This window comes from Plantibacter sp. ME-Dv--P-095 (assembly GCF_030209365.1).
Classification (GTDB): Bacteria; Actinomycetota; Actinomycetes; order Actinomycetales; family Microbacteriaceae; genus Plantibacter.
In genome coordinates this window covers 111080-133190 of the sequence record NZ_JARVSB010000005.1, presented here as the reverse complement: position 1 = coordinate 133190, position 22111 = coordinate 111080, and the positions used below count along the sequence as shown (strand labels likewise).

General features: G+C 68.4%; 19 protein-coding genes. 16 read left to right on the top strand and 3 right to left on the bottom strand.

The window, feature by feature from the left end; all coding sequences use genetic code 11:
- Positions 1-2 precede the first annotated feature (2 nt).
- Entirely contained in the window at positions 3-494 is a 492-nt protein-coding gene (locus tag QRN26_RS08065) for a peptide deformylase (protein WP_056005388.1), read from the top strand.
- 76 nt (positions 495-570) lie between these two features.
- On the opposite strand, the gene QRN26_RS08060 is transcribed toward QRN26_RS08065, so the two are convergent.
- Positions 571-2400, bottom strand: a complete 1830-nt coding sequence (locus QRN26_RS08060) for an AMP-dependent synthetase/ligase (protein ID WP_285036147.1) — start codon at positions 2398-2400, stop codon at positions 571-573.
- A gap of 185 nt (positions 2401-2585) precedes the next feature.
- Here QRN26_RS08060 and QRN26_RS08055 point away from each other — a divergent pair, with 185 nt between their 5' ends.
- The 3 genes from QRN26_RS08055 (at position 2586) to QRN26_RS08045 (ending at position 5715) form a co-directional block, all read left to right on the top strand.
- Positions 2586-3539: an ROK family protein gene (locus QRN26_RS08055; protein ID WP_056777304.1), complete on the top strand. Its 954-nt coding sequence runs from the start codon at positions 2586-2588 to the stop codon at positions 3537-3539.
- A gap of 26 nt (positions 3540-3565) precedes the next feature.
- Positions 3566-4249 carry a lysophospholipid acyltransferase family protein gene (locus QRN26_RS08050; RefSeq protein WP_056005397.1) on the top strand — a complete coding sequence of 228 codons (684 nt, stop codon included), beginning with the start codon at positions 3566-3568 and terminating at the stop codon, positions 4247-4249.
- 119 nt (positions 4250-4368) lie between these two features.
- Positions 4369-5715, top strand: coding sequence for a class II 3-deoxy-7-phosphoheptulonate synthase (locus QRN26_RS08045; protein WP_056005400.1), 1347 nt, complete (start codon positions 4369-4371; stop codon positions 5713-5715).
- Positions 5716-5813: 98 nt separating this feature from the next.
- Here the strand turns inward: QRN26_RS08045 and pknB are convergent, their stop codons facing one another.
- A complete protein-coding gene (gene pknB / locus QRN26_RS08040) occupies positions 5814-7760 on the bottom strand; it encodes a Stk1 family PASTA domain-containing Ser/Thr kinase (protein ID WP_285036143.1) in 1947 nt (648 codons plus the stop codon).
- 167 nt (positions 7761-7927) lie between these two features.
- Here pknB and QRN26_RS08035 point away from each other — a divergent pair, with 167 nt between their 5' ends.
- Complete coding sequence (locus QRN26_RS08035) at positions 7928-8269, top strand: Rv2175c family DNA-binding protein (protein WP_285036141.1); 342 nt, start codon at positions 7928-7930, stop codon at positions 8267-8269.
- Between the two features lie 47 nt (positions 8270-8316).
- Here the strand turns inward: QRN26_RS08035 and QRN26_RS08030 are convergent, their stop codons facing one another.
- Entirely contained in the window at positions 8317-9417 is a 1101-nt protein-coding gene (locus QRN26_RS08030) for a polyprenyl synthetase family protein (RefSeq protein WP_056005408.1), read from the bottom strand.
- Between the two features lie 75 nt (positions 9418-9492).
- Here QRN26_RS08030 and QRN26_RS08025 point away from each other — a divergent pair, with 75 nt between their 5' ends.
- The 11 genes from QRN26_RS08025 to QRN26_RS07975 all read left to right on the top strand — a co-directional run bounded on the left by QRN26_RS08025 (position 9493) and on the right by QRN26_RS07975 (position 22107).
- Positions 9493-9870 (top strand): SCO2097 family morphological protein, encoded by a 378-nt coding sequence (locus tag QRN26_RS08025; protein WP_056005410.1) that lies wholly within the window; start codon positions 9493-9495, stop codon positions 9868-9870.
- 324 nt (positions 9871-10194) lie between these two features.
- Positions 10195-10626 (top strand): division/cell wall cluster transcriptional repressor MraZ, encoded by a 432-nt coding sequence (gene mraZ, locus QRN26_RS08020; protein ID WP_056005413.1) that lies wholly within the window; start codon positions 10195-10197, stop codon positions 10624-10626.
- Positions 10627-10765: 139 nt separating this feature from the next.
- Complete coding sequence (gene rsmH / locus QRN26_RS08015; protein WP_285036138.1) at positions 10766-11719, top strand: 16S rRNA (cytosine(1402)-N(4))-methyltransferase RsmH; 954 nt, start codon at positions 10766-10768, stop codon at positions 11717-11719.
- Positions 11716-12309 (top strand): cell division protein FtsL, encoded by a 594-nt coding sequence (ftsL, locus tag QRN26_RS08010; RefSeq protein ID WP_056005419.1) that lies wholly within the window; start codon positions 11716-11718, stop codon positions 12307-12309. The genes rsmH and ftsL overlap by 4 nt, the downstream gene beginning before the upstream one ends.
- Positions 12310-12385: 76 nt before the next feature.
- Positions 12386-14155 carry a peptidoglycan D,D-transpeptidase FtsI family protein gene (locus QRN26_RS08005; RefSeq protein ID WP_235526729.1) on the top strand — a complete coding sequence of 590 codons (1770 nt, stop codon included), beginning with the start codon at positions 12386-12388 and terminating at the stop codon, positions 14153-14155.
- A gap of 8 nt (positions 14156-14163) precedes the next feature.
- The gene (locus QRN26_RS08000) at positions 14164-15726 is read left to right on the top strand and encodes a Mur ligase family protein (RefSeq protein ID WP_285036135.1); all 1563 of its coding nucleotides are present in this window, start codon (positions 14164-14166) and stop codon (positions 15724-15726) included.
- The gene (locus tag QRN26_RS07995) at positions 15726-17132 is read left to right on the top strand and encodes a UDP-N-acetylmuramoyl-tripeptide--D-alanyl-D-alanine ligase (protein ID WP_285036132.1); all 1407 of its coding nucleotides are present in this window, start codon (positions 15726-15728) and stop codon (positions 17130-17132) included. Before QRN26_RS08000 ends, QRN26_RS07995 begins: the two co-directional genes overlap by 1 nt.
- A complete protein-coding gene (mraY, locus tag QRN26_RS07990) occupies positions 17129-18226 on the top strand; it encodes a phospho-N-acetylmuramoyl-pentapeptide-transferase (RefSeq protein WP_056777316.1) in 1098 nt (365 codons plus the stop codon). The genes QRN26_RS07995 and mraY overlap by 4 nt, the downstream gene beginning before the upstream one ends.
- Positions 18223-19734 (top strand): UDP-N-acetylmuramoyl-L-alanine--D-glutamate ligase, encoded by a 1512-nt coding sequence (gene murD, locus QRN26_RS07985; protein WP_056777319.1) that lies wholly within the window; start codon positions 18223-18225, stop codon positions 19732-19734. The genes mraY and murD overlap by 4 nt, the downstream gene beginning before the upstream one ends.
- Positions 19712-21013, top strand: coding sequence for a putative lipid II flippase FtsW (gene ftsW, locus QRN26_RS07980; protein WP_082498422.1), 1302 nt, complete (start codon positions 19712-19714; stop codon positions 21011-21013). Before murD ends, ftsW begins: the two co-directional genes overlap by 23 nt.
- Positions 21010-22107, top strand: a complete 1098-nt coding sequence (locus tag QRN26_RS07975; RefSeq protein WP_285036128.1) for a UDP-N-acetylglucosamine--N-acetylmuramyl-(pentapeptide) pyrophosphoryl-undecaprenol N-acetylglucosamine transferase — start codon at positions 21010-21012, stop codon at positions 22105-22107. Before ftsW ends, QRN26_RS07975 begins: the two co-directional genes overlap by 4 nt.
- Positions 22108-22111: the final 4 nt, after the last annotated feature.

Below are 22111 nucleotides of genomic sequence, written 5' to 3'. Positions count from 1 at the left end.
CCGTGACGACACGCCCCATCAGACTCTTCGGTGACCCGGTCCTGAAGGCCCAGACGACCGAGGTCGGCGCGATCGACGACGACATCCGGAGTCTGGTGCGCGACCTCGTCGACAGCGTCGAGCTCCCGGGTCGGGCCGGCGTCGCCGCGACCCAGATCGGCGTCGGTCTGCGGGTGTTCAGCTACAACGTCGACGGCGTGATCGGATATCTCATCAACCCGAGGCTCGTCGAGGTCCGCGGTGAACCCGAGGAGATCGGCGAGGGATGCCTCTCGGTTCCAGGACTCTGGTTCCCGACACCGCGCCATCCGTACGCGCGTGCGGTCGGTGTGGACCTGGACGGTGAGGAGCTGGTCGTGGAGGGCGAGGGCTTGCTCGCTCAGGCGTTGCAGCACGAGACCGATCACCTCGACGGGATGCTCTACCTCGACCGCCTGTCGAAGGAACACCGGCGCGAGGCGATGCGGCAGGTCCGCGAGAGCGACTGGTTCTAGGCGCCCTGCGAGACGCACGACGCGCAGTACTGCGGGCCCGGCGAACGGAGGTCCGGTCGCCGAGCCCGCAGACGGGTCACTTCAAGGACATCCCCTGGGTCTCGGGGGAGCCCGCTCCGAGGTACATGCCCTCGATCGTCTCCGCGAAGTCCTTGAGGATCACGTTGCGCTTGATGCTGAGCTTCGGCGTGAGGTGACCGCTCGCCTCCGTGAGCTCGTCGTCGAGGATGACGAACTTGCGGATCGACTCCGCGCGGGACACCTTCGTGTTCGCCTCGTCGATGGCGCGCTGGACGGCGGCGAGGACGGCGGGGTTCCGTGCCGCGTCCTGAGCGCTCATCGACGCGTCCTGCCCGTTGTTGGCGAGCCAAGAGGGCAGCATCTCGGTGTCGAGGGTGATGAGCGCGCTGATGAACGGCTTCTGGTCGCCGACGACCACCACCTGGCCGACGACCGGCGTCGCGCGGATCGGGTCCTCGAGCGCGGCCGGGGCCACGTTCTTCCCGCCCGCGGTGACGATGATCTCCTTCTTGCGGCCCGTGATGGTGAGGAAGCCGTCGGTGTCGAACGATCCGATGTCGCCGGTGCGGAACCAACCGTCGTCGAAGGCCTCGGCCGTCGCCGCGGGGTTCTTCCAGTACTCCTTGAAGACGTTGATGCCGCGGACCTCGACCTCGCCGTCGTCGGCGATGCGCAGGGAGACTCCGGGCAGTGCGGGGCCGACGGTGCCGATCTTCGACTTCTGCGCGAGGTTGACGGTGGCCGGTGCCGTGGTCTCGGTCAGCCCGTAGCCCTCGAGGATCACGATGCCGAGCGCGTGGAAGAAGTGACCGAGTCGTGGGCCGAGGGGAGCGCTCCCGGAGACCGCGTAGCGGACGCGGCCACCCATCGCCGTGCGGATCTTCGACAGCACCAGCCGGTCGAGGACGCGGAACTTGAGTTTCAACCCGAGCGGGACCGTCCCTGACTCGAGCGCCTTCGAGTAGGCGATGCCCGTCTCGGCGGCCGCGCGGAAGATCTTGCCCTTCCCGCCGGCTTCGGCCTTCTGCTCCGAGGAGTTGTAGACCTTCTCGAACACGCGGGGTACGGCGAGCAGGAACGTGGGCTTGAAGGTGCCGAGGGAGGGGAGGAGCTGCTTGGTGTCGGGCTGGTGCCCCGTCTTCACCCCGGAGTGCACGCACAGCACGGCGATGAACCGCGCGAAGATGTGGGCGGTGGTGATGAACAGGAGGGTCGAGGCGCCGGGAGCGGACACCACGTCCTTGAGCGCGACCGCGGAGTTCCGCGACAGTTCGACGAAGTTCGAGTGGGTGAGCACGCACCCCTTCGGCCGACCGGTCGACCCCGAGGTGTAGATGAGTGTCGCCATGTCCGAGCCCACCGCGAGGTTGCGACGGCGTTCGATCTCGGCGTCGGGGACGTCGACACCGGCGGCGGAGAGCTTGTCGAGGTCGCCGAGGTCGATCTGCCACACGCGCGTCACCTCGGGGAGGTCACCGTGGACCTCGTCGAACCGCGCGAACTGGTCGGGGGTCTCGACCAGGACACTCGTCGCACCGGAGTCGCTCAGGATCCACTGCACCTGGCTCGGCGAACTCGTCTCATAGATGGGGACGAGGAGTGCGCCGGCGAACCAGGCGGCGAAGTCGATGAGCGTCCACTCGTACCGGGTCTTGCACATGAGCCCGATCTTGCTCCCGGGCTCGATGCCGGCAGCGACGAAGCCCTTCGCGAGCGCGACGACCTGTGCGTGGAACTCGGCGGTGGTCACATCCACCCACTCCGAACCACGAGGCACGGCGAACAGTGCGGCGTTCGGTGCAGCAGCCAACCGCTTCACGAGCAGATCGGTCGCATTGGCGGATGGGTCTGCTGCGACGACTGCAGGGACGTCGAACTGTTCCACGGCAACTCCTTCGGTACCAGGTCGGCAAGATGTGGCTCCATCCTAGGGCACCGGTATTCACGCGGTTTCTGTGGCGCGCAGCGGCTCAGTAGACTCGACTGCGGCGTGCGGAGGACCGACGCTCGAGCCGACGGGCTGCGTATGGCAGCGACGTCGGCGACACAGGACAGGGAGACGGCATCGTTATGGCCAACGCGATCGGCATCGACATCGGCGGGACGAAGATCGCGGGCGGTGTCGTCGACGACGAGGGCCGGATCCTCGCGGCCGGGCGCACGCCGACGCAGGCCGCCGATCCCGACGCCATCATCGAGGACGTCGTCGCCATGGTCCGTTCGCTGGACGACGGCAGCATCAGGAGCGTGGGCGTCGCAGCCCCCGGCTTCTTCGACGCCACCCGCTCGACCGTCTACTACTCACCGAACATCGCCTGGCGGAACGAGCCGCTGCAGGCGCGACTCGCGGCCCGCCTGCCGGACAAGATCGTCACGATCGAGAACGACGCGAACGCCGCGGGCTGGGCCGAGTTCCGCTTCGGCGCCGGTCGCGACGAGCGCAGCATGGTCATGGTCACGATCGGCACGGGCGTCGGTGGGGCGATCGTCCTCGACGACCGGTTGCTCACGGGCGGCTTCGGCAGCGGCGCTGAACTCGGTCACATGCGGCTCATCCCCGACGGGCTGCCCTGCGGCTGCGGTGCTCGCGGCTGCGTCGAGCAGTACTGCTCGGGGAACGCGCTGTTGCGGCTCGCCAACGGGGCCGCGGACGCGGGCGGCGACGGGGCCGCCCTCGCGCGAGCACGCGCCGCCGCAGGAGGCATCTTGAACGGCCACCACGTCTCCGCGCTGCTGGAGGCCGGCGACCCCGGGGCCCTCCGGTGCCTCCGCGAACTCGCCGGCCTGCTGGGCCAGGCCCTCGCGAGCATGTCTGCCATCCTCGACCCGAACGTGTTCGTCATCGGTGGCGGCGTCGCTCAGGCCGGAGACCTCCTGCTCGATCCCGTGCGTGAAGCGTTCCTGGCCCACCTGCCGGCGCGCGGATTCCACCCGGAGCCGAGCTTCAGCATCGCCGAGCTCGTGAACGACGCCGGTGTCATCGGCGCCGGGGATCTCGCCAGGAGCGCCCTCGTCGTCGGCTGACGGCTGCGGGGAGACAGAGGAGCACGATGTTCTACTGGTTCATGAAGTACCTGGTCGCCGGCCCGATCCTGAAGACGATCTTCCGTCCCTGGGTGATCGGTGCCGAGAACATCCCGGAGCATGGTGGCGCGATCATCGCCAGCAACCACCTGTCCTTCATCGACTCGGTCATCCTGCCGCTGTGCGTCGACCGACGCATCTCCTTCCTGGCCAAGAGCGAGTACTTCCGCGGGAAGGGGTTCGGTGGCTGGGCGACGAAGACCTTCATGCTGGGTACCGGGCAGCTTCCGATCGACCGCTCGGGCGGCAAGGCCTCCGAGGCGTCGCTCAACACCGGCTTGGCCGTCCTCGGTGGCGGCAACCTCCTCGGGATCTATCCGGAGGGCACCCGCAGCCCCGACGGCACCATGTACCGCGGACGCACCGGGGTCGCCCGCATGGTGCTCGAGGCCGGCGTGCCGATCGTCCCCATCGCGATGATCGACACGGAGAAGGTCATGCCGATCGGGACGAAGCTGCCGCGCATCCGCCGGATCGGCATCGTCATCGGGAAACCGCTCGACTTCTCGCGGTTCGCGGGGATGGAGGGTGACCGCTTCATCCTCCGGAGCGTGACGGACGAACTGATGGTCGAGCTCCGCAAGCTCTCCGGTCAGGACTATCGCGACGTCTACGCGACGAGCGTCAAGGAGCGCGCCGCGTCGGCGTGACGCTAAGCTGAAAAACCGGGCCGCGATCGCGGCCCGTTCCCCCGTCCGGGCGAGCTCCGGAGCGCGTCCGGTCGAAGAGAGACAGGAAATCCGTGTCCCACGCTACAGAACCAGTCGTCATGGCCGAACCCTCGGTGATCGCCGGACTGGACTATTGGCGTGAGCTGCCGATCAAGCAGCAGCCGTCGTGGCCGGACCAGGCGGCAGTGGCCCGTGCATCGGCCGAACTCGCCACGCTCCCGCCGCTCGTCTTCGCCGGCGAGGTCGACATCCTGCGCGACCGGCTGGCCCGCGCGGCGAGTGGGAACGCGTTCCTGCTGCAGGGCGGCGACTGCGCCGAGACCTTCGCGGGCGCAACGGCCGAGCAGATCCGCAACCGGGTGAAGACGGTCCTCCAGATGGCCGTCGTCCTGACGTACGGTGCGTCCATGCCCGTCGTCAAGATGGGCCGGATGGCCGGTCAGTTCGCCAAGCCGCGTTCGAACGACTCCGAGACGCGGGGCGACGTCACCCTGCCCGCCTACCGCGGCGACATCGTCAACGGCTACGACTTCACGCCGGAGTCGCGGACCGCAGACCCTGCACGCCTCGTGAAGGGGTACCACACCTCGGCCTCCACGCTGAACCTCATCCGTGCGTTCACGCAGGGCGGGTTCGCCGATCTCCGCGAGGTGCACAGCTGGAACAAGGGCTTCGCAGCCAACCCGGTGAACCACCGCTACGAGGGACTCGCCCGCGACATCGATCGCGCGATCAAGTTCATGGAGGCGGCGGGTGCCGACTTCGATCAGCTGCGCGGCGTCGAGTTCTACTCCAGCCACGAGGCGCTGCTCATGGACTACGAGCGTCCGATGACGCGCATCGACTCCCGGACGGGGACGCCGTACAACACCTCGGCGCACTTCGTGTGGATCGGCGAGCGCACGCGCGAGCTCGACGGGGCGCACGTCGACTTCCTCTCCCGCGTCCGCAACCCGATCGGCGTGAAGCTCGGCCCGACCACCTCGGCCGACGACATGCTCCGACTCATCGACAAGCTCGACCCCGAGCGCGAGCCGGGACGCCTCACGTTCATCACGCGCATGGGCGCGGGCAAGATCCGCGACGCCCTCCCGCCGTTGCTCGAGGCGATCAAGGGTGCCGACGCGACGCCGTTGTGGGTGACCGACCCGATGCACGGCAACGGACTCACGACGCCGACCGGCTACAAGACCCGTCGTTTCGACGACGTGGTCGACGAGGTCAAGGGCTTCTTCGAGGCACACCGCGCCGCGGGGACCCACCCCGGTGGCATCCACGTCGAGCTCACCGGCGATGACGTGACGGAGTGCCTGGGTGGCTCGGAGCAGATCGACGAGGCGACCCTCGCGACCCGCTACGAGTCCCTCTGCGACCCACGCCTGAACCACATGCAGTCGCTCGAGCTCGCCTTCCTCGTGGCCGAGGAGCTCGCCGCCGCGAAGTAGTCACGATCGACGAAGCGCCCATGCCGGGGAGACCGGGCATGGGCGCTTCGTCGTGTGACGCGCCGTTGGGGCCGTCGCAGCACAGCTCATGGTGACGACTAGAGACCGAAGTCCGTGATGTTCACGGTCGAGCCCTTTTTCACCGACTTGCCTGCGGGCGGGTCCGTCTTCTTCACCTTGAAGAGGTCCCTGAACGACTCGTTCACCGCGATGTCGCCGACGGCGAACCCCGCGTCCTGCAGGGTCTTGATAGCCTGGTTGATCGTCTGACCGGTGGTGTCCGGGATGGCGACGAGCTCGACGCCCTTCGAGACGATGAGGGTGACATTGTCGCCGGGGAGGAACGCTGTCTCGTCACCGTTCTCGTTCGTCTTCGCCTGGATGCCGATGACCTGTCCGGACGGGATGGTGTCGTCGAACGCCTCCTCGGAGGTGCCGACCCCGAGCCCGACCGCCTCGAGGGCGTCGCGCGCCTGGTCGGGCGTCATGCCGGAGACCGACGGCACCTGGCCGGCGGAGACGAGCAGCGTGACCGAGGACCCCTGGAACGACGGCCCACCCTGGCCGTAGTCGGCCCCTGAGGTCGTGTCGGACGCGGCCAGGACGATGTCCTTCGCGATACTCGGGTCGAACTGCTGGTTGACACCTGAGACCGAGACGCCCAGCGCTTGAAGCTGTTGCTCGGCGTCGGACTGGGTCAAGCCGGCGAGCACCGGGATGTCGACGGGCTGCGGGCCCTGCGAGACCAGCACGGTCACGGTCGCACCCTTGTCGATCTTCGAACCGGCCGGCGGGTCGCTGCCGGCGACGGTTCCGGCGGGGACGGTGAGACTGTAGGTCGCGCCCTGGGCCGGAACGAACCCGAGCTCGCTGAGCACGGCTGCAGCCTGGTCGTAGCTTTGCTTCGTGATCCCGGGGACTTCCACGAGCGAGCCGGGGCCCTGCCCGAAGTACCAACCGGTGCCGCCCGCGAGTGCCGCGAGCATGAGCACGATCGTGAACAGGGCGACACCCACCCGGCTACGCTTGCGAGCCTTCACGGCGAGCTTGCCGGGTCCGTCCGTCGCGTCCGCACGCACGGGGACCTGCTGTGGCTTCGTCCCGCGCCCGATCACCTGGGTGACGTCGTCGGCGTGCTCGCTCGAGTACGACGCGGGCATGACGATGGTCGGCTGTGCGCCCGTGGCGACGGAGGTGAACCCGAGGTTCGACTCGATGGACCGCAGCCGCTCGAGCATCTCGCCGGCGTTCGACGGGCGATCGTCCGGTTCGCGTTCGGTCGCCCAGAAGACGAGGTCGTCGAGCTCCTTCGGGACCGCCGGGTTCTTCGCGCTCGGAGCCGGCACCGACTCGTTCGCGTGCTGGTACGCGATCTGCATCGGCTGCTCGCCCTTGTACGGCTGCTCACCGGTGAGCATCTCGTAGAGCATGATGCCGAGGGCGTAGATGTCGCTCCGGGCGTCGGCCTGTCCGCGGGTGACGAGTTCGGGGGAGAGGTAGGCGATCGTCCCGAGGAGCGCCTGGCCGGTCGCCGTGTTCGCACTCGCAGCCCTCGCGAGCCCGAAGTCGCCGATCTTGATGCGTCCGTCGTCGGCCAGGAGGACGTTCTCCGGCTTGACGTCACGGTGCACGATGCCGGCGCGGTGCGCTGCCGCGAGACCCGACAGCACGGCGTCGAGGATGTCGGCCGCCTGACGCGGGGTGAGGGTGCCGTTGTCGCGGATGAGGTCGCGGAGGGTGATGCCCGGCAGGTGCTCCATGACGAGATAGGCCATGTCGGAGTCCTGGCCCTGGTCGAACACGCTCACGACGTGGGGGTTCGCCAGGCGGGCCGCCGATCGGGCCTCCTGGATGAAGCGGTTCTTGAACGTCGTGTCGTCGGACAGGTGGCCGTGCATGACCTTGATCGCGACACGTCGTTCCAGACGCAGGTCGGTGGCCAGATAGACCGTGGCCATGCCGCCCCGGGCGATTCGTGAGCGCACCTGATATCTCCCGTCGAGGAGACGCCCGATCATCGGATCGGTCTGCTGATTGCTACTCACCAGTCGAGTGTATGGAACGACGACCGCGAAGAGCTGTCAACACCCCGGGATGGAGCGGAGGCGGGGTGATCGTTACCCGAACGCGATCCACGGCGCGGCCGGAGCACCCGGCCGGACGTCGATGTGAACGGTGCCGAGCGGGCCGTGCTCGTGGCAGACTGCTCTGCGTGACTGAGCAGAATACCGAACTCGTGTGGTTCACCCTTCCCGACCTGGCGACCGAACTCGGGTTGCCGATCCGACGCATCCGTCAGTACCTCGAGGAACGCGACCTCCTGGCCGTGCGTCGCGACGGCGTCCTGCAGGTGCCGTCGTCGTTCATCTCGGACGGCGGACCGGTCCACAACCTCCGTGGCACCCTGACCCTGTTGTCCGACAACGGGTTCGACGACGAGGATGCGATGGTCTGGATGCTCGAGGAGGACGACGCCATCGGGACGTCGCCGATCGAGGCACTGCGCGCTGGCCGCCGTTCCGAGGTCCGTCGCGTCGCCCAGGCGCTCGCCTGACGCCCCTCTGAGGATCGCCGGCATGACCGTCGACGGTCCGGCGCGGCTCAGGTCTCGCGGCGGGCGACCGAGACGGCGAGGCCGCGCAGGTGGGCTCGAGCGTCGTCGTTGATGGGGGCCTCGCCCAGCGCTGAGAGTGCACGCGCGACGTGGTCCTGGATGAGCTTCTCCACCTGATCGACGGCGCCGCTGTCGCGGATCGTCGCCTGGAGCAGACCGATCTGGTCGTCGTCCAGCTCCGGGTCGCCGAGCATCTCGTCGAGGATGGTCCGGGCTCCCGGCTGCAGCGCCTCCCGCGTGAGGGCGATGAGGATGGTCCGCTTCCCCTCGCGGAGATCGTCGCCGCTCGGTTTACCGGTCACGGCCGGGTCGCCGTAGACGCCGAGCAGGTCGTCGCGGAGCTGGAAGGCGATGCCGAGCGGGAGGCCGTAGGCGCGCAAGGACGCGAGTTGCTGTTCGCTCCCGCCGCCGAGGAGGGCGCCGAGGGCGAGCGGCGACTCGATGCTGTACTTGGCGGACTTGTAGATCAGGACCCGCTCGGCCCGACGGCGCTGCTCGTCGTCCGCGGCGTCGCGCCACGCGCGCTCCTCGAGGATGTCGAGGTACTGCCCCGCCGTGACCTCGGTCCGCATGCGGTTGAACTCGGCACGCGCGGAGCGCGCGGCGCGTCGGTCGTCGAGGAGGTCGAGGCCGTCGTCGAGCAGTTCGTCGCTCCACCCCAGCAGCAGATCGCCGAGCAGCGTGGCCGCACCGGTGCCGAAGGTGGCGGGGTCGCCGTCCCACCGGCTGCGACGGTGCAGTTCGGCGAAGGAGACGTGCGCGGACGGGCCGCCGCGGCGGGTGTCGGAGTTGTCGATGATGTCGTCGTGGACGAGCGCCGCCGCATGGAAGAGTTCGAGGGCTCCGCAGGCCGCGACGACGGTGTCGATACCGCCCTGACCGCCTGCGTGCCGGCCGGTCGAGACGGCCTGCCAGCCGCGGAAGCAGAACTGCGCTCGGAACCGCTTCCCACCGCTGAGAAATTCCCGGGAGAAGTCGAGGAACGGGGAGAGCTCCGGGCCGATCTGCGCGACAATGGAGCTTCGCGAGGAGAGAAAGTCGGAGAGCCCGCGGCCCACCAGGGTGGCGAGTTCATTGCTTTCGATCACGCACCTAGCCTAGTCATGCTTCGGTGACTAGACTCGATCAACAACGTCGCGTCGTGTGACCTTGAGGGGAATCAGATGCCACTTTCTGAGCAGGAGCAACGGCTCCTCGATGAGATGGAACGCCACCTCTACCGCAGCGATGCCGAATTCGTCTCCAAGGTCAGCGCTGGCGCAGGCAAGCCGAGTTACCGCGGAATCGCGCTCGGCTCCCTCATCGCGGTGGTCGGGGCGATCGGCCTCGTGCTCGGAGTCGTGATCCAGCAGCCTCTCGTCGGCCTGCTCGGATTCGCGATCATGCTGACCGGCGTGCTGGTGGCGACGAAGCCGACCCGCGCACCGCTCGAACAGCCGAGCCCTCGCCAGACCGCGCCCGCCGGCGGCCAGAAGTCGTCACGGCTCATGGACCGCTTCAACGACCGCTGGGACAAGCGGCAGTCCGGCGACGAGCGGTAGGAAGACCCCGGCGGTCCCGCCGGACGGCGGTCCTCCGCTCGCGTCCACGCGACTCCACTTCCCTCCCTCGCGGCTCCGCCGCACCACGACCCAGAACGGGGTCGATCTTCGGATCGGCCCCGTTTCGTCGTTAACGCGGCGCAGCAGTGCTCCCGACTCACCCTGAACCCTCCATTTCCCTCCACCCCGTGAAGCCCAGTCTTCACGGGGTTTTTTGCGTGCCCAGCGAGGCAAAACACCCCGATATGCTGCGGTGGTGGTGCAAAGTGGAGTAAAGTGGAGCCCAACCAAGATGTTGGCCGAAACGATTGGGGGCGGGGGCGTATGTTCCTCGGTAGTCACGCCCCCAAACTCGACGAAAAAGGCCGCATCATCCTGCCGGCGAAGTTCCGCGAGGAACTCTCCGGCGGGGTCGTCATGACCAGGGGCCAGGAGCACTGCATCTACGTCTTCAGCACTCGGGAGTTCGAAGCCCTCCACGAGAAGATCCGGCAGGCTCCTGTCACCAGCAAGCAGGCGCGTGACTACCTCCGCGTGTTCCTCTCCGGAGCCAGCGCCGAGACGCCCGACAAGCAGCACCGCGTGACCATCCCCTCGAACCTCCGTCAGTACGCCGGGCTCAGTCGCGACCTCGTCGTCATCGGAGCCGGAAGCCGCGCGGAGATCTGGGATGCCGAGGCATGGGAGTCCTACCTCGCCGAACAGGAGAGCGTCTTCTCCGAGACCGCCGAGGAGGTGATCCCCGGACTCTTCTAGTGCCCTGCCCCCTGACTCCCAGCCGTCACGCCCTGACACACTTCCCCGGTGCCAGGTCGGATCCCGCCCTGACACTCTTCCCCGGTGCCAGGTCGGAACGGATGGGGATCAGGGGACAGGGACCGTCCGGACGACGCATATGGCCATCAACGACATCCACACCCCAGTCCTCCTCGAGCGCTGCATCGAGCTGCTCGCTCCCGCCGTGTCCCATGATGGCGCGGTCCTCATCGACGCCACGCTCGGCATGGCCGGTCACGCCGAGGCCATGCTCGAGCGGTTCCCGCAGCTGACACTCATCGGCCTCGACCGCGACCTTGACGCACTCGACATCGCCCAGGAGCGGCTCGCCAGGTTCGGCACCCGCGCCAGGTTCGTCAAGGCCGTCTACGACGACATCGACGAGGCGAGCGAGGAGCTCGGCTTCCCCGAGGTCGACGGCATCCTCTTCGACCTCGGCGTCTCCTCCCTGCAGCTCGACCGGACCGAACGCGGGTTCTCGTATTCGCAGGACGCTCCACTCGACATGCGGATGGACGCGTCGAGCGAGTTGACCGCCGAAACGATCCTCGCGACGTACGACGAGGTCGCGCTCCGGAAGATCTTCTGGGAGTACGGCGACGAGAAGCTCGCTCAGCGGTATGCACGACGCATCGTCGAGGAACGTCAGCGCAGTCCGCTCACGAGCTCCGGCCAACTCGTCGAGCTCATCGACCGAGCCACGCCTGCCGCCGCGCGCCGCACCGGACACCCGGCCAAGCGTGTCTTCCAGGCACTGCGGATCGAGGTCAACGCGGAGCTGTCAGTCCTCGAGTCCGCGGTGCCGCGGGCGCTCGATCTGTTGCGGGTCGGCGGTCGGATCGTCTTCCTGTCCTACCAGTCGTTGGAGGACCGGATCGTCAAACGCGAGCTCCAGGCGCGGGCGAAGTCGACCACGCCGGCCGGACTGCCGGTCGAACTCCCCGAACACAGCGCTGAGCTGAAGCTCCTCGTCAAGGGCGCGGAACTCGCCACCGACGCCGAGATCGACGAGAACCCCAGAGCGAAACCCGTGCGACTCCGCGCGGCCGAACGGCTGAGGAGGCCAGCATGAGCGGAGCGACCGCAGCACTCGATCTCGCACCGGAACGGCTCGGACGAGCCCGGCCGCAGCCGACCCGCGTCGCGCCGGAACGTCGGCCTCTCCGTGCCGTCGTACCGAGCGCGCGCCCGACGTTGCGCCCTCGGCCGATGTACGCGGTCGTCGTCGTCGGCGCCGTCGTGGCGATCGTCGCCGGTCAGCTCCTCCTGAGTGTCGGACTGAGCCAGGGTGCCTACCAGATCCAGCAGCTCGAGGGGCAGCAGGTCGAACTCGGCCGTACCTCGGCCGCACTGGCCGAAGACCTCGACCGCCTCGCGTCGCCCCAGTACCTCGCGGTCAACGCGCAGGCGCTCGGCATGGTCGGCAACTCCCTCCCGACCTACCTCCGACTCTCGGACGGAGCCGTGCTCGGCACCCCGACGCCCGCGTCGGCCGCCAAGAGCCCGATCTTCAACGCCGCCCTCGTGCCGAACGCGCAGACGGCGACGATCCCGCCCGTGAGTGGCCAGAACGTGCCCGCAGCCGACGGCGCGTCGGGCCAGGAAGCGACCACCCCGCCCGTACCGTTGCAGGACGGGTTGCCGTCGCCCACCACGCGATGACCGGACTGTTCACGGTGCGGGACGGCTCGCCCGTATGCGGGGCGATGCCAGGAGAGGACGCGGCGACGACATCATGGTGAGGCACACGAAGACCACACGGCGCCGTCTGGCGTTCACCATCGTCGCGGTGTCCATCGTGATGACCCTCTTCGTGCTCCGGCTGGTCGACATCCAGGTCGTCCGGGCGAGTGCTCTGAGTGCCGAGTCCCTCGAGAAGACCGAGACCGGCGACACGATCCTCGCCACGCGCGGCAGCATCCTCGCCTCCGACGGTTCCGTCCTCGCCGAGGCGGTCATGCGGTACAGCATGGCGGCGTCGCCGAAGGACGCCGGCCCGTTCGAGCGCGAGGTCGACGGTGCCGAGCAGACGATCACGCTCGAGCAGGCCACGAACGAGATCGGCGCCATCATCGGCAAGCCCGGCCCGGAGGTCCTGGCGCTCATCACCGACGCCCTCGCGGCCGACAAGGACTCGCTCTACGCGCTCATCGCCAAGAAGCTCGACCTCGACCAGCTCCGTGCGCTCAAGGCGCTGGAGATCCCGTGGACCACGTTCACCGAGGACCCCTATCGCGTCTACCCCAACGGTGCCGTCGCCGGCAACGTCGTCGGGTTCGTCGGAGAAGAGGGGGAGCCGCAGGCGGGCGTCGAACTCATGGAGGACTCCTGCCTCGCCGGTGCGAACGGTCGCACGACCTACGAGAAGGGCAGTGGTGGCCTGCCGTTGCCCGGCACCACGGTGACGAAGCCCGCGAAGGACGGCGGCGACGTCGTCCTGACGATCGATAAGGACATCCAGTGGTTCTCGCAGCAGTCGTTGGCGGCGCAGGCTGAGGCCGTCGGCGCGAGCTGGGGCATCGTCACTGTCATGGAGGTGAAGACGGGCAAGCTGCTCGCCGTCGCCGAGTACCCGTCCGTCGATCCCGGCAACGTGAGTGCGACGCCCGCCGAGGACCGCGGATCACGCGCGTTCGCCGCGCCCTTCGAGCCCGGATCGACGTACAAGTCGCTGACGGCCGCAGCCCTGATCGACCAGGGCGTCGCGAGTCCCAACTCGCAGGTCATCGCGCCCTTCCGCTACAAGCCCTCGAACGGCGCGGACATCAACGACAGCGAGTTCCACCAGGACATGCGGTTGACCCTCTCCGGAGTCATGGTGCAGTCGTCCAACACGGGTATCTCGCAGTTCGGCGAGAAGATGAGCGCCGACACCCGGTACGCCTACTTCCAGAAGTTCGGTCAGCTGCAGAAGACCGAGGTCGGATTCCCCAGCGAGTCCGGCGGCCTCATGGCCGACCCCGCTGACTGGGACAACCAGACGGACTACGCGACCATGTTCGGACAGGGGTTCTCGACGACCGCCGTCCAAGGCGCCAGCCTCTACCAGACGATCGCCAACGGCGGCGTGCGCATGCCCGTGCAGCTCGTCGAGGGCTGCCGGAACGCCGACGGCACCATGACGGACGTCCCGGATGCCAAGGGGACGCAGGTGGTCTCCCCGGATGCGGCCAAGCAGGTCAGTGAGATGCTCGAGATGGTCGACCAGCAGAGCTGGGTCGCGGAGAACGTCGACGTGCCCGGGTACCGGGTCGCGATGAAGACCGGAACGGCGCAGCAGCCCGACGGAGACGGCGGGTACAGCTCGAGCTACCTCGTGTCGATGGCCGGATTCGCGCCCGCCGAGGCGCCGCAGTTCGTCGTTTCGGTGAACCTGGCGGACCCGGTTAAGATGAATTCATCGGCTGCGGTCGCTCCCATCTTCCGGGACGTGACCACCCAAGTGCTGAAGAGCAGGGGAGTGCAGCCCTCAACGGAGCCGGCACCGAATCTGCCGCTCGACTTTTGAACGACCTCATGAAGGATGGGCTCAGCGTGAACAATCAGGGCCCGATCAGTCTCAGACCGGAGCATCCCCAGCGACGGGCACTCTCGCAGCTGGTGACCGAATTCGACCTCGACCTCCACGGTTCCTCCGACGGCGTGGAGATCAGCGGCGTCAGCCTCAGCTCCGGCTCGGTGGAACCGGGTGACCTCTACATCGGCATGCCGGGTGTCCGCACCCACGGAGCCGCGTACGCCACACAGGCTGCGGAACGCGGGGCGGTCGCCGTCCTCACCGATGCCGACGGCCTCGACCTGGCCACGGCGGCAGGGCTGCCGATCATCGTCGTGCCGGAGCCTCGTGCAGCGCTCGGGCACCTCGCCGCCTGGGTGTACCGCACGGCGGAGGAACCGCCGACGCTGTTCGGCGTCACGGGCACCAACGGCAAGACGAGCGTGGTGTATCTCCTGAGCGGCATGCTCGCGCAGCTCGGGATCGTCTCGGGGCTGAGCTCCACGGCGGAACGGCGCATCGGCGACCTCGCGGTCACCAGCTCCTTGACCACGCCGGAGGCCAGCGAACTGCACGCCCTGCTCGCGCGGATGCGTGAGTCCGAGGTGCGCGCCGTCGCCATCGAGGTCTCGGCCCAGGCGTTGACGAGGCACCGTGTCGACGGGATCGTCTTCGACGTCGTCGGCTTCACCAACCTCAGTCACGATCACTTCGACGATTACGGGGACTTCGACGAGTACTTCGCCGCCAAGCGCGAACTCTTCGAACCCGACCGCGCGCGCCGTGGCGTCGTCACCATCGACTCGGAGTGGGGAGGACGGCTCGTCGAACAGAGTCGCATCCCCGTGACCACGTTGACGGCACGTCCCGAGGTCGACGCCGACTGGCGGATGACGATCCTCGAGGAGGCCGCCGGTTCGACCACGTTCCGACTGGACGGCCCGGAGGACCGCACCCTCGTGACGAGCGTGCCGCTCCTCGGATGGTTCATGGCCGCGAACGCGGCCCTCGCGATCGTCATGCTCGTGGAGTCCGGTGTGGAGTTCGACATGATCGCGGGAGCGCTCGAGCGCGACGGCGGCATCGACGCCTACATCCCCGGCCGGGCCGAGCGCATCAGCGGCGATCGTGGGCCGGTCGTCTACATCGACTACGGGCACAGCCCCGACGCCTTCCTCAACACGCTCGCGGCGATCCGAGCGGTCACGCCAGGACGCGTGATCATGGTGTTCGGCGCCGATGGCGACCGCGACACCACCAAGCGTCGCGACATGGGTGCCATCGCAGCCCGCGGGGCCGATGTCGTGGTCATCACCGACTTCCATCCGCGGAGCGAGGACCCGGCGGCCATCCGGCGGGTGCTCCTGGAGGCAGCCCGGGAGGCTTCCCCCGATGGCGAGCTGCTCGAGGTACCCGACCCGGCGACCGCGTTCCGCGCCGCGCTCGCACTGGCCGGGTCGGGCGACACGATCCTCTACGCCGGCCCAGGGCACGAGGACTATCACGAGGTCGCCGGTGTGAAGATCCCGTACTCCGCCCGCGACGATTCGCGCGAGGCACTGCGTGAGGCCGGGTGGCTCTGATGATCGACCTGACGCTCACCGAGATCGCGGCGGCCACGAACGGTCGGCTGCTCGCCGGTGCCGCCCACGGCGACCTGGTCGTCTCCGGCGTCGCCGACACCGACTCCCGGCTCATCACGCCCGGCGACATCTTCGTCGCGAAGCCGGGCGAGGAGACCGACGGACACCTGTTCGCCGATGCCGCCGTCGCGAACGGCGCCGCGCTGCTGATCGTCGAGCGGGAACTGCCGGTGGCCGCTCCGCAGATCCTCGTCGAGGACTCCGTCACCGCACTCGGTGCCCTCGCCACCGAGGTCATCCGTCGGGTCCGCTCGCGGGGCGGGCTCCGGATCGTGGGCATCACCGGGTCCAACGGCAAGACCACCACCAAGAACCTGCTCGCCGCCGTCCTGGAGCGGGTCGGCGAGACCGTCAGCCCGAAGGCCTCGTTCAACAACGAGGTCGGCGCGCCGATCACCATGCTCCGGGTCACGGACTCGACGAGGTTCCTCGTCGCCGAGATGGGTGCCAGCGGCATCGGCGAGATCGCCAGACTCATCCGCATGGCGAAGCCCGACATCGGTGTCGTCCTGAAGGTCGGCCTCGCCCACGCCGGCGAGTTCGGCGGGATCGAGGCGACCGTCACGGCCAAGACCGAGATGGTCTCCGATCTGCTCCCGGAGGACGTCGCCATCCTCAACCTCGACGACGCCCGCGTCGCCGGTATGGCCGACGCGACCCCGGCGCGTGTGCTCTGGTTCGGTCTCGACGACCGGGCTGCGGTGCGGGCGACCGATGTCGTCGCGACGGCTTCGGGGACCGCCTTCACCCTGCACCTCCCCGACGGATCGTCGGCACCGGTCAGCTTCAAGGTGCTCGGCGAACACCACGTCATGAACGCCCTCGCCGCGGCGGCGGCGGCATACGAACTCGGTGTCCCGATCGACGTCGTCGTCGACGCGCTCGAGAGCGTGAGCCGGGCGGAGCGCTGGCGTATGGAACCCCTCGGCGGACGCGACGGCGTCTCCGTCATCAACGACGCGTACAACGCGAGCCCCGACTCGATGTCGGCCGCCATCAGGACCCTCGCACAGATCGGGGCGGAGCGCGGTCGGACGATCGCCGTCCTCGGCGCCATGAGTGAACTGGGCGACTGGGCAGGGGAGGAGCACGATCGCATCGGCCTGCAGGTCGTGCGTCTCGGCATCGGTCGCCTCGTCGTCGTCGGACCGGAAGCCCGGCGGATGCACATCACCGCCATCAACGAGGGTTCCTGGGACGGGGAGTCGGTGTACTTCCCGACCGCGGACGAGGCGTTCGACTATCTGAGCACCGAGATCGCCGCCGGCGACACCGTGCTCGTGAAATCCTCCAATGCGGCCGGTCTCCGGTTCCTGGGGGATCGACTGGGGGAGCTGTACACATGAGAGTCCTCTTGGCCGCTGGAGCGATCTCGCTCGCGTTCTCCCTCTTCCTGACACCGCTCTTCATCAAGGCGTTCCGCAAGCTCGCCTGGGGTCAGTTCATCCGCGACGACGGGCCGCAGAGCCATCACACCAAGCGCGGTACCGCCACCATGGGTGGGGTCATCATCATCGTGGGCACCCTGGTCGGGTTCTTCGCGAGCTACCTGATCTTCCAGGAGCAGGTCGGTGTCTCCGCGCTGCTCGTGCTGTTGATGATGGTGGGCCTCGGCATCGTCGGCTTCATCGACGACTTCCTCAAGGTCCGCAAGAAGCAGAGCCTCGGTCTCGGCGGGTGGGCGAAGGTCGCCGGACAGCTGATCGTGGCCACGGTCTTCGCCGTGCTCGCCATCAACTTCCCGAACACCGAGGGGTTCACCCCGGCCTCGACGAACATCTCGGTGATCCGCGACATCCCGATCAACTTCATGGCGATCGGCATCCCGGTCATCGGTGTCCTGCTGTACATCCTCTGGACCTCGGTGATCGTGGCGGCCACCTCGAACGGCGTGAACGTCACCGACGGCCTCGACGGCCTCGCGACCGGCGCCTCCATCCTCGCGATCGGCTCGTACATCATCATCGGGTTCTGGCAGTTCAACCAGTCCTGCTTCAGCTCCTCGCTCGCATCGGACGTGGCCTACAAGTGCTACGACGTGCGGGACCCCCTGGACCTGGCCGTGGTGGCGGCGGCGATCGTCGGTGCACTCATCGGATTCCTCTGGTGGAACACCTCGCCGGCGCAGATCTTCATGGGCGACAGCGGCTCGCTCGCCCTCGGCGGAGCTCTCGCGGCCCTCGCCATCCTCAGCAAGACCGAGCTGCTCCTCGTGCTCGTCGGCGGACTCTTCGTCATCGAGGCCGGTTCGGTCATCGTGCAACGCGTCTACTTCAAGGCGACCCGTGGCAAACGTATCTTCCTCATGAGCCCCATCCACCACCACTTCGAGCTCAAAGGCTGGGCAGAGGTCACGGTCGTCGTGCGCTTCTGGATCATCGGCGGGCTCCTCGTCGCGGCCGGTGTCGGTTCCTTCTACCTCGAGTGGCTGAGCCGATGAGCGCCGACCGCCTCGACGATCTGCACAGTTGGCACGCCGACTGGCGCGGCCTGCGGGTCGCGGTCCTCGGCCTCGGCATGACCGGCTTCTCGGTGGCGGACACCCTGACCGAACTCGGATCGGAGGTCCTCGTCCTCGCGGGTGAGGCCGCCGACGAACGGGCGGAGCTCGTCGGGGTGATCGGTGCCCGGCTGGTCCAGCGTGACCTCACGAGCGTGCCGGCCGAACTCGTGGAGTTCGGCCCGGAGCTGGTCGTCGTGTCCCCGGGATTCCACCCCGACCACCCGGTGGTGCTCTGGGCCCAGGAGACGGGCGTCCCCGTGTGGGGCGACATCGAACTCGCCTGGCGCGTCCGCGACAAGGTGGGCACACCCGCCGAGTGGATCTGCGTCACCGGCACGAACGGCAAGACCACGACCGTCCAGCTCACGGCGTCGATGCTCGTGGAGGCCGGGTTCCGGGCCGCACCCTGCGGCAACATCGGTGTCCCGGTCCTCGATGCGGTCCGCGACCCGCAGGGGTTCGACTTCTTCGTCGTCGAACTGTCGAGCTACCAGCTGCACACGCTGGGCTTGCAGGGCGGGCGGAGCATCGTGACGCCGCTTGCGAGCGTCTGCCTGAACGTCGCCGACGACCATCTCGACTGGCACGGCTCGGCCGAGGCCTACCGTGCGGCGAAGGCCGTCGTCTACGAGAACACCAAGGTCGCCTGCGTGTACAACCGCGCAGACGTCGCGACGATGTCCATGGTCGAGGACGCGGAGGTGACCGAGGGGGCCCGTGCCGTCGGGTTCGGCCTCGACGTCCCAGGGCCGAGCGACTTCGGTGTGGTCGACGGCATCCTCGTCGACCGCGCGTTCCTCGACGACCGCCGGACGAGCGCCCTCGAGATCACCACGGTTGAGGCGCTCGCACAGCGGGGGCTCGCTGCTCCGCACATCGTCGCGAACATCCTCGCCGCAGCGGCGCTCGCCCGGGCGGCGGGCATCCCGCTCGAAGCGGTGCGCGACACCCTGCTGTCGTTCGGTCTCGACGCCCACCGGATCCAGCTCGTCGCCCGCAGCCTCGAGGTCGACTGGGTCGACGACTCGAAGGCGACCAACCCGCACGCTGCGGACGCCTCGCTGGCCGCCTACCGTTCCGTGGTCTGGATCGTCGGAGGCCTCCTCAAGGGGGTGTCGATCGATCGGCTCGTCGAGCGGCATGCGGATCACCTCCGCGCTGCGGTCGTGATCGGGGCCGACCGTTCGGAGGTCCTCGACGCATTCGCGCGACACGCGCCGACGCTGACCGTCATCGAGGTCGACGAAGCGGAGACTGAGTCCGTGATGCCGGAGGCCGTTCGCCGGGCTGCCGAGGTCGCGCAGGCGGGGGACACCGTCCTCCTCGCTCCTGCCGCCGCCTCGATGGACCAGTTCTCGGACTACGGCCACCGTGGTCGCCTGTTCCAGGCCGCCGTCGAAGCAGAGCTGGGAGGTGAGGCGGATGATCGATCCGCCTCGCGCTGACCCGCGCCGGTCGCGGTCCGCATCGGCGTCCGGTCGGTCGACCGACGCGCTGAGCGGTGCAGGTCCGGAAGCGTCGCTGAGAGGCATGTCGAGTGCACGCATCTCCCTCGGCAAGGTGCTCCGACCGGAGTCGAAGAACTACTTCCTCCTCCTCGGGGTGACCCTGTTCCTCGTCGGACTCGGACTCGTCATGGTGCTGTCCTCCTCGTCCGTCGAATCGTACGAGGCGGGAGACGGCTACTTCGGCCTCTTCTGGCGGCAGGCGACCTTCGCGATGATCGGCGTCCCGCTGATGCTCATCGTCAGCCGCTTCCCGGCCAGGTTCTGGAAGAAGTGGGCGTGGATCTTCCTCGTCGTCGCGATGGGTCTCCAGCTGCTCGTGTTCACGCCGCTCGGCTACGAGATCGGCGGGAACCGCAACTGGATCGAGATCGGCGGCTTCACGGCGCAGCCCTCCGAGGCGGTCAAACTCGCCCTCGTCGTGTGGCTCGGACTGGTCCTCACGATCAAGCAGCCCCGATTGCTCGAGTGGAAGCACGCCCTGATCCCCGTCATCCCGTTCGCCGGCCTCTCGATCGGTCTTGTCCTGCTCGGTGGCGACCTCGGAACCGTCGTCATCATGGCCCTGATCGTGTTCTCCGCGCTGTACTTCGCCGGTGTCCGACTCCGGTACATCGCGATCCCGGTGGTCGCCGGCGCAGTGCTGTTCCTCATCATGGCGATCACGAGCGCGAACCGCATGCAGCGCATCATGGCGTTCTTCGGCGACGGCAAGGGCGACTACGAGAACGCCGACTGGCAGTCGACCCACGGCACGTGGGCCCTGGCGAACGGCGGGCTCTGGGGCGTCGGTCTCGGCAATTCCCGGGCCAAGTACGGCTGGTTGCCGGCGATCTCGAACGACTTCATCTTCGCCGCGATCGGTGAGGAGCTGGGACTCATCGGTGCCGTCCTGGTGCTCGGCCTCTTCGTCTTCCTCGCGGTCATGTTCATCCGGGTCATCCGATCGAGCGACGACTCGTTCGTGCGGATCACCACCGGTGCGGTCATGGCGTGGATCATCGGCCAGGCGCTCGTCAACATCGGTGTCGTCCTCGGCGTCCTCCCGGTCCTCGGCGTGCCATTACCGTTGCTCTCCTCGGGTGGCACCGCTCTGCTGACGACCCTCGTCGCGATCGGGATCATCCTGTCCTTCGCTCGAGAACGCGGCCGGACGGGGCCACCGCAGCCCCGGCGCCCAGCTGTCAGACGCCCCCAATCCTCCGGAGTCGCCCGATGACCACCTATCTCCTCGCCGGTGGCGGCACGGCCGGGCACGTGAACCCGTTGCTCGCCGTCGCCGACGGCCTCCGAGCCAGGGATCCCGAGGCGACCATCCTCGTCGTGGGCACCGCGGAAGGGCTCGAGGCCAGACTCGTCCCGGAGCGCGGTTACGAGCTGCTCACGATCCCCAAACTGCCGTTCCCCAGGCGCCCGAACCTCGACGCGCTGCGGTTCCCCGGACGGCTGCGGCGCGCGGTCGCCGATGTGGTCGCGATGATCCGTGACCACGACGTCGATGTCGTCATCGGGTTCGGTGGCTACGCGGCTGCGCCGGCGTACACCGCGGCGAAGCGGGCCGGCGTCCCCCTGGTCATCCACGAGGCCAACGCGCGGCCGGGTCTCGCGAACCGACTGGGCGCGCGGTACACCCCGTACGTGGGCGTGGCGTTCCACCGGACGCCGATCCGCCACGCCCGGTTCGTCGGCATGCCGTTGCGGCGCGAGATCGAGGATCTCGACCGCGACACGCTGCGGCCGTCGGCGATCGCCGAGTTCGGGCTCGACGCCGATCGTCCGCTGCTGCTGGTCACCGGTGGGTCGCTCGGGGCGAGACGCCTCAACGCGACCATGAGCGAGAGCGCGGAGGACGTCGTCGGTGCCGGCTGGCAGGTCCTGCACATCACCGGCGCGAAGAGCGAGATCCAGGATCCCGGTGTCGAGCATTACCACCTGCTCGAGTACTGCTCCCGCATGGACCTCGCCATCGCCGCAGCCGACTTCGCCGTCTCGCGGGCGGGAAGCGCGACCGTGAGTGAACTGTGTGCCGTCGGGCTCCCGGCCGTGTACGTGCCGTACCCCGTGGGGAACGGGGAGCAACGCTTCAACGCGGCCGACGTCGTGCGCGCCGGTGGAGCGGTTATGGTAGATGACGCGCAGTTCGTGCCGACCTGGGTGCGTGAGCACCTCGTCCCACTGTTGAACGATCGGCACCGGGTCGACGACCTGGCGGCCCAGTCCAAGAGCGTGGGCGTCTCCGACGGAACGGCCCGCGTCGTCGCCCTCATCGATGAGGCGCTCCAACCATCGGTGCAGCGATCGCGCAGCCGGTGACCCA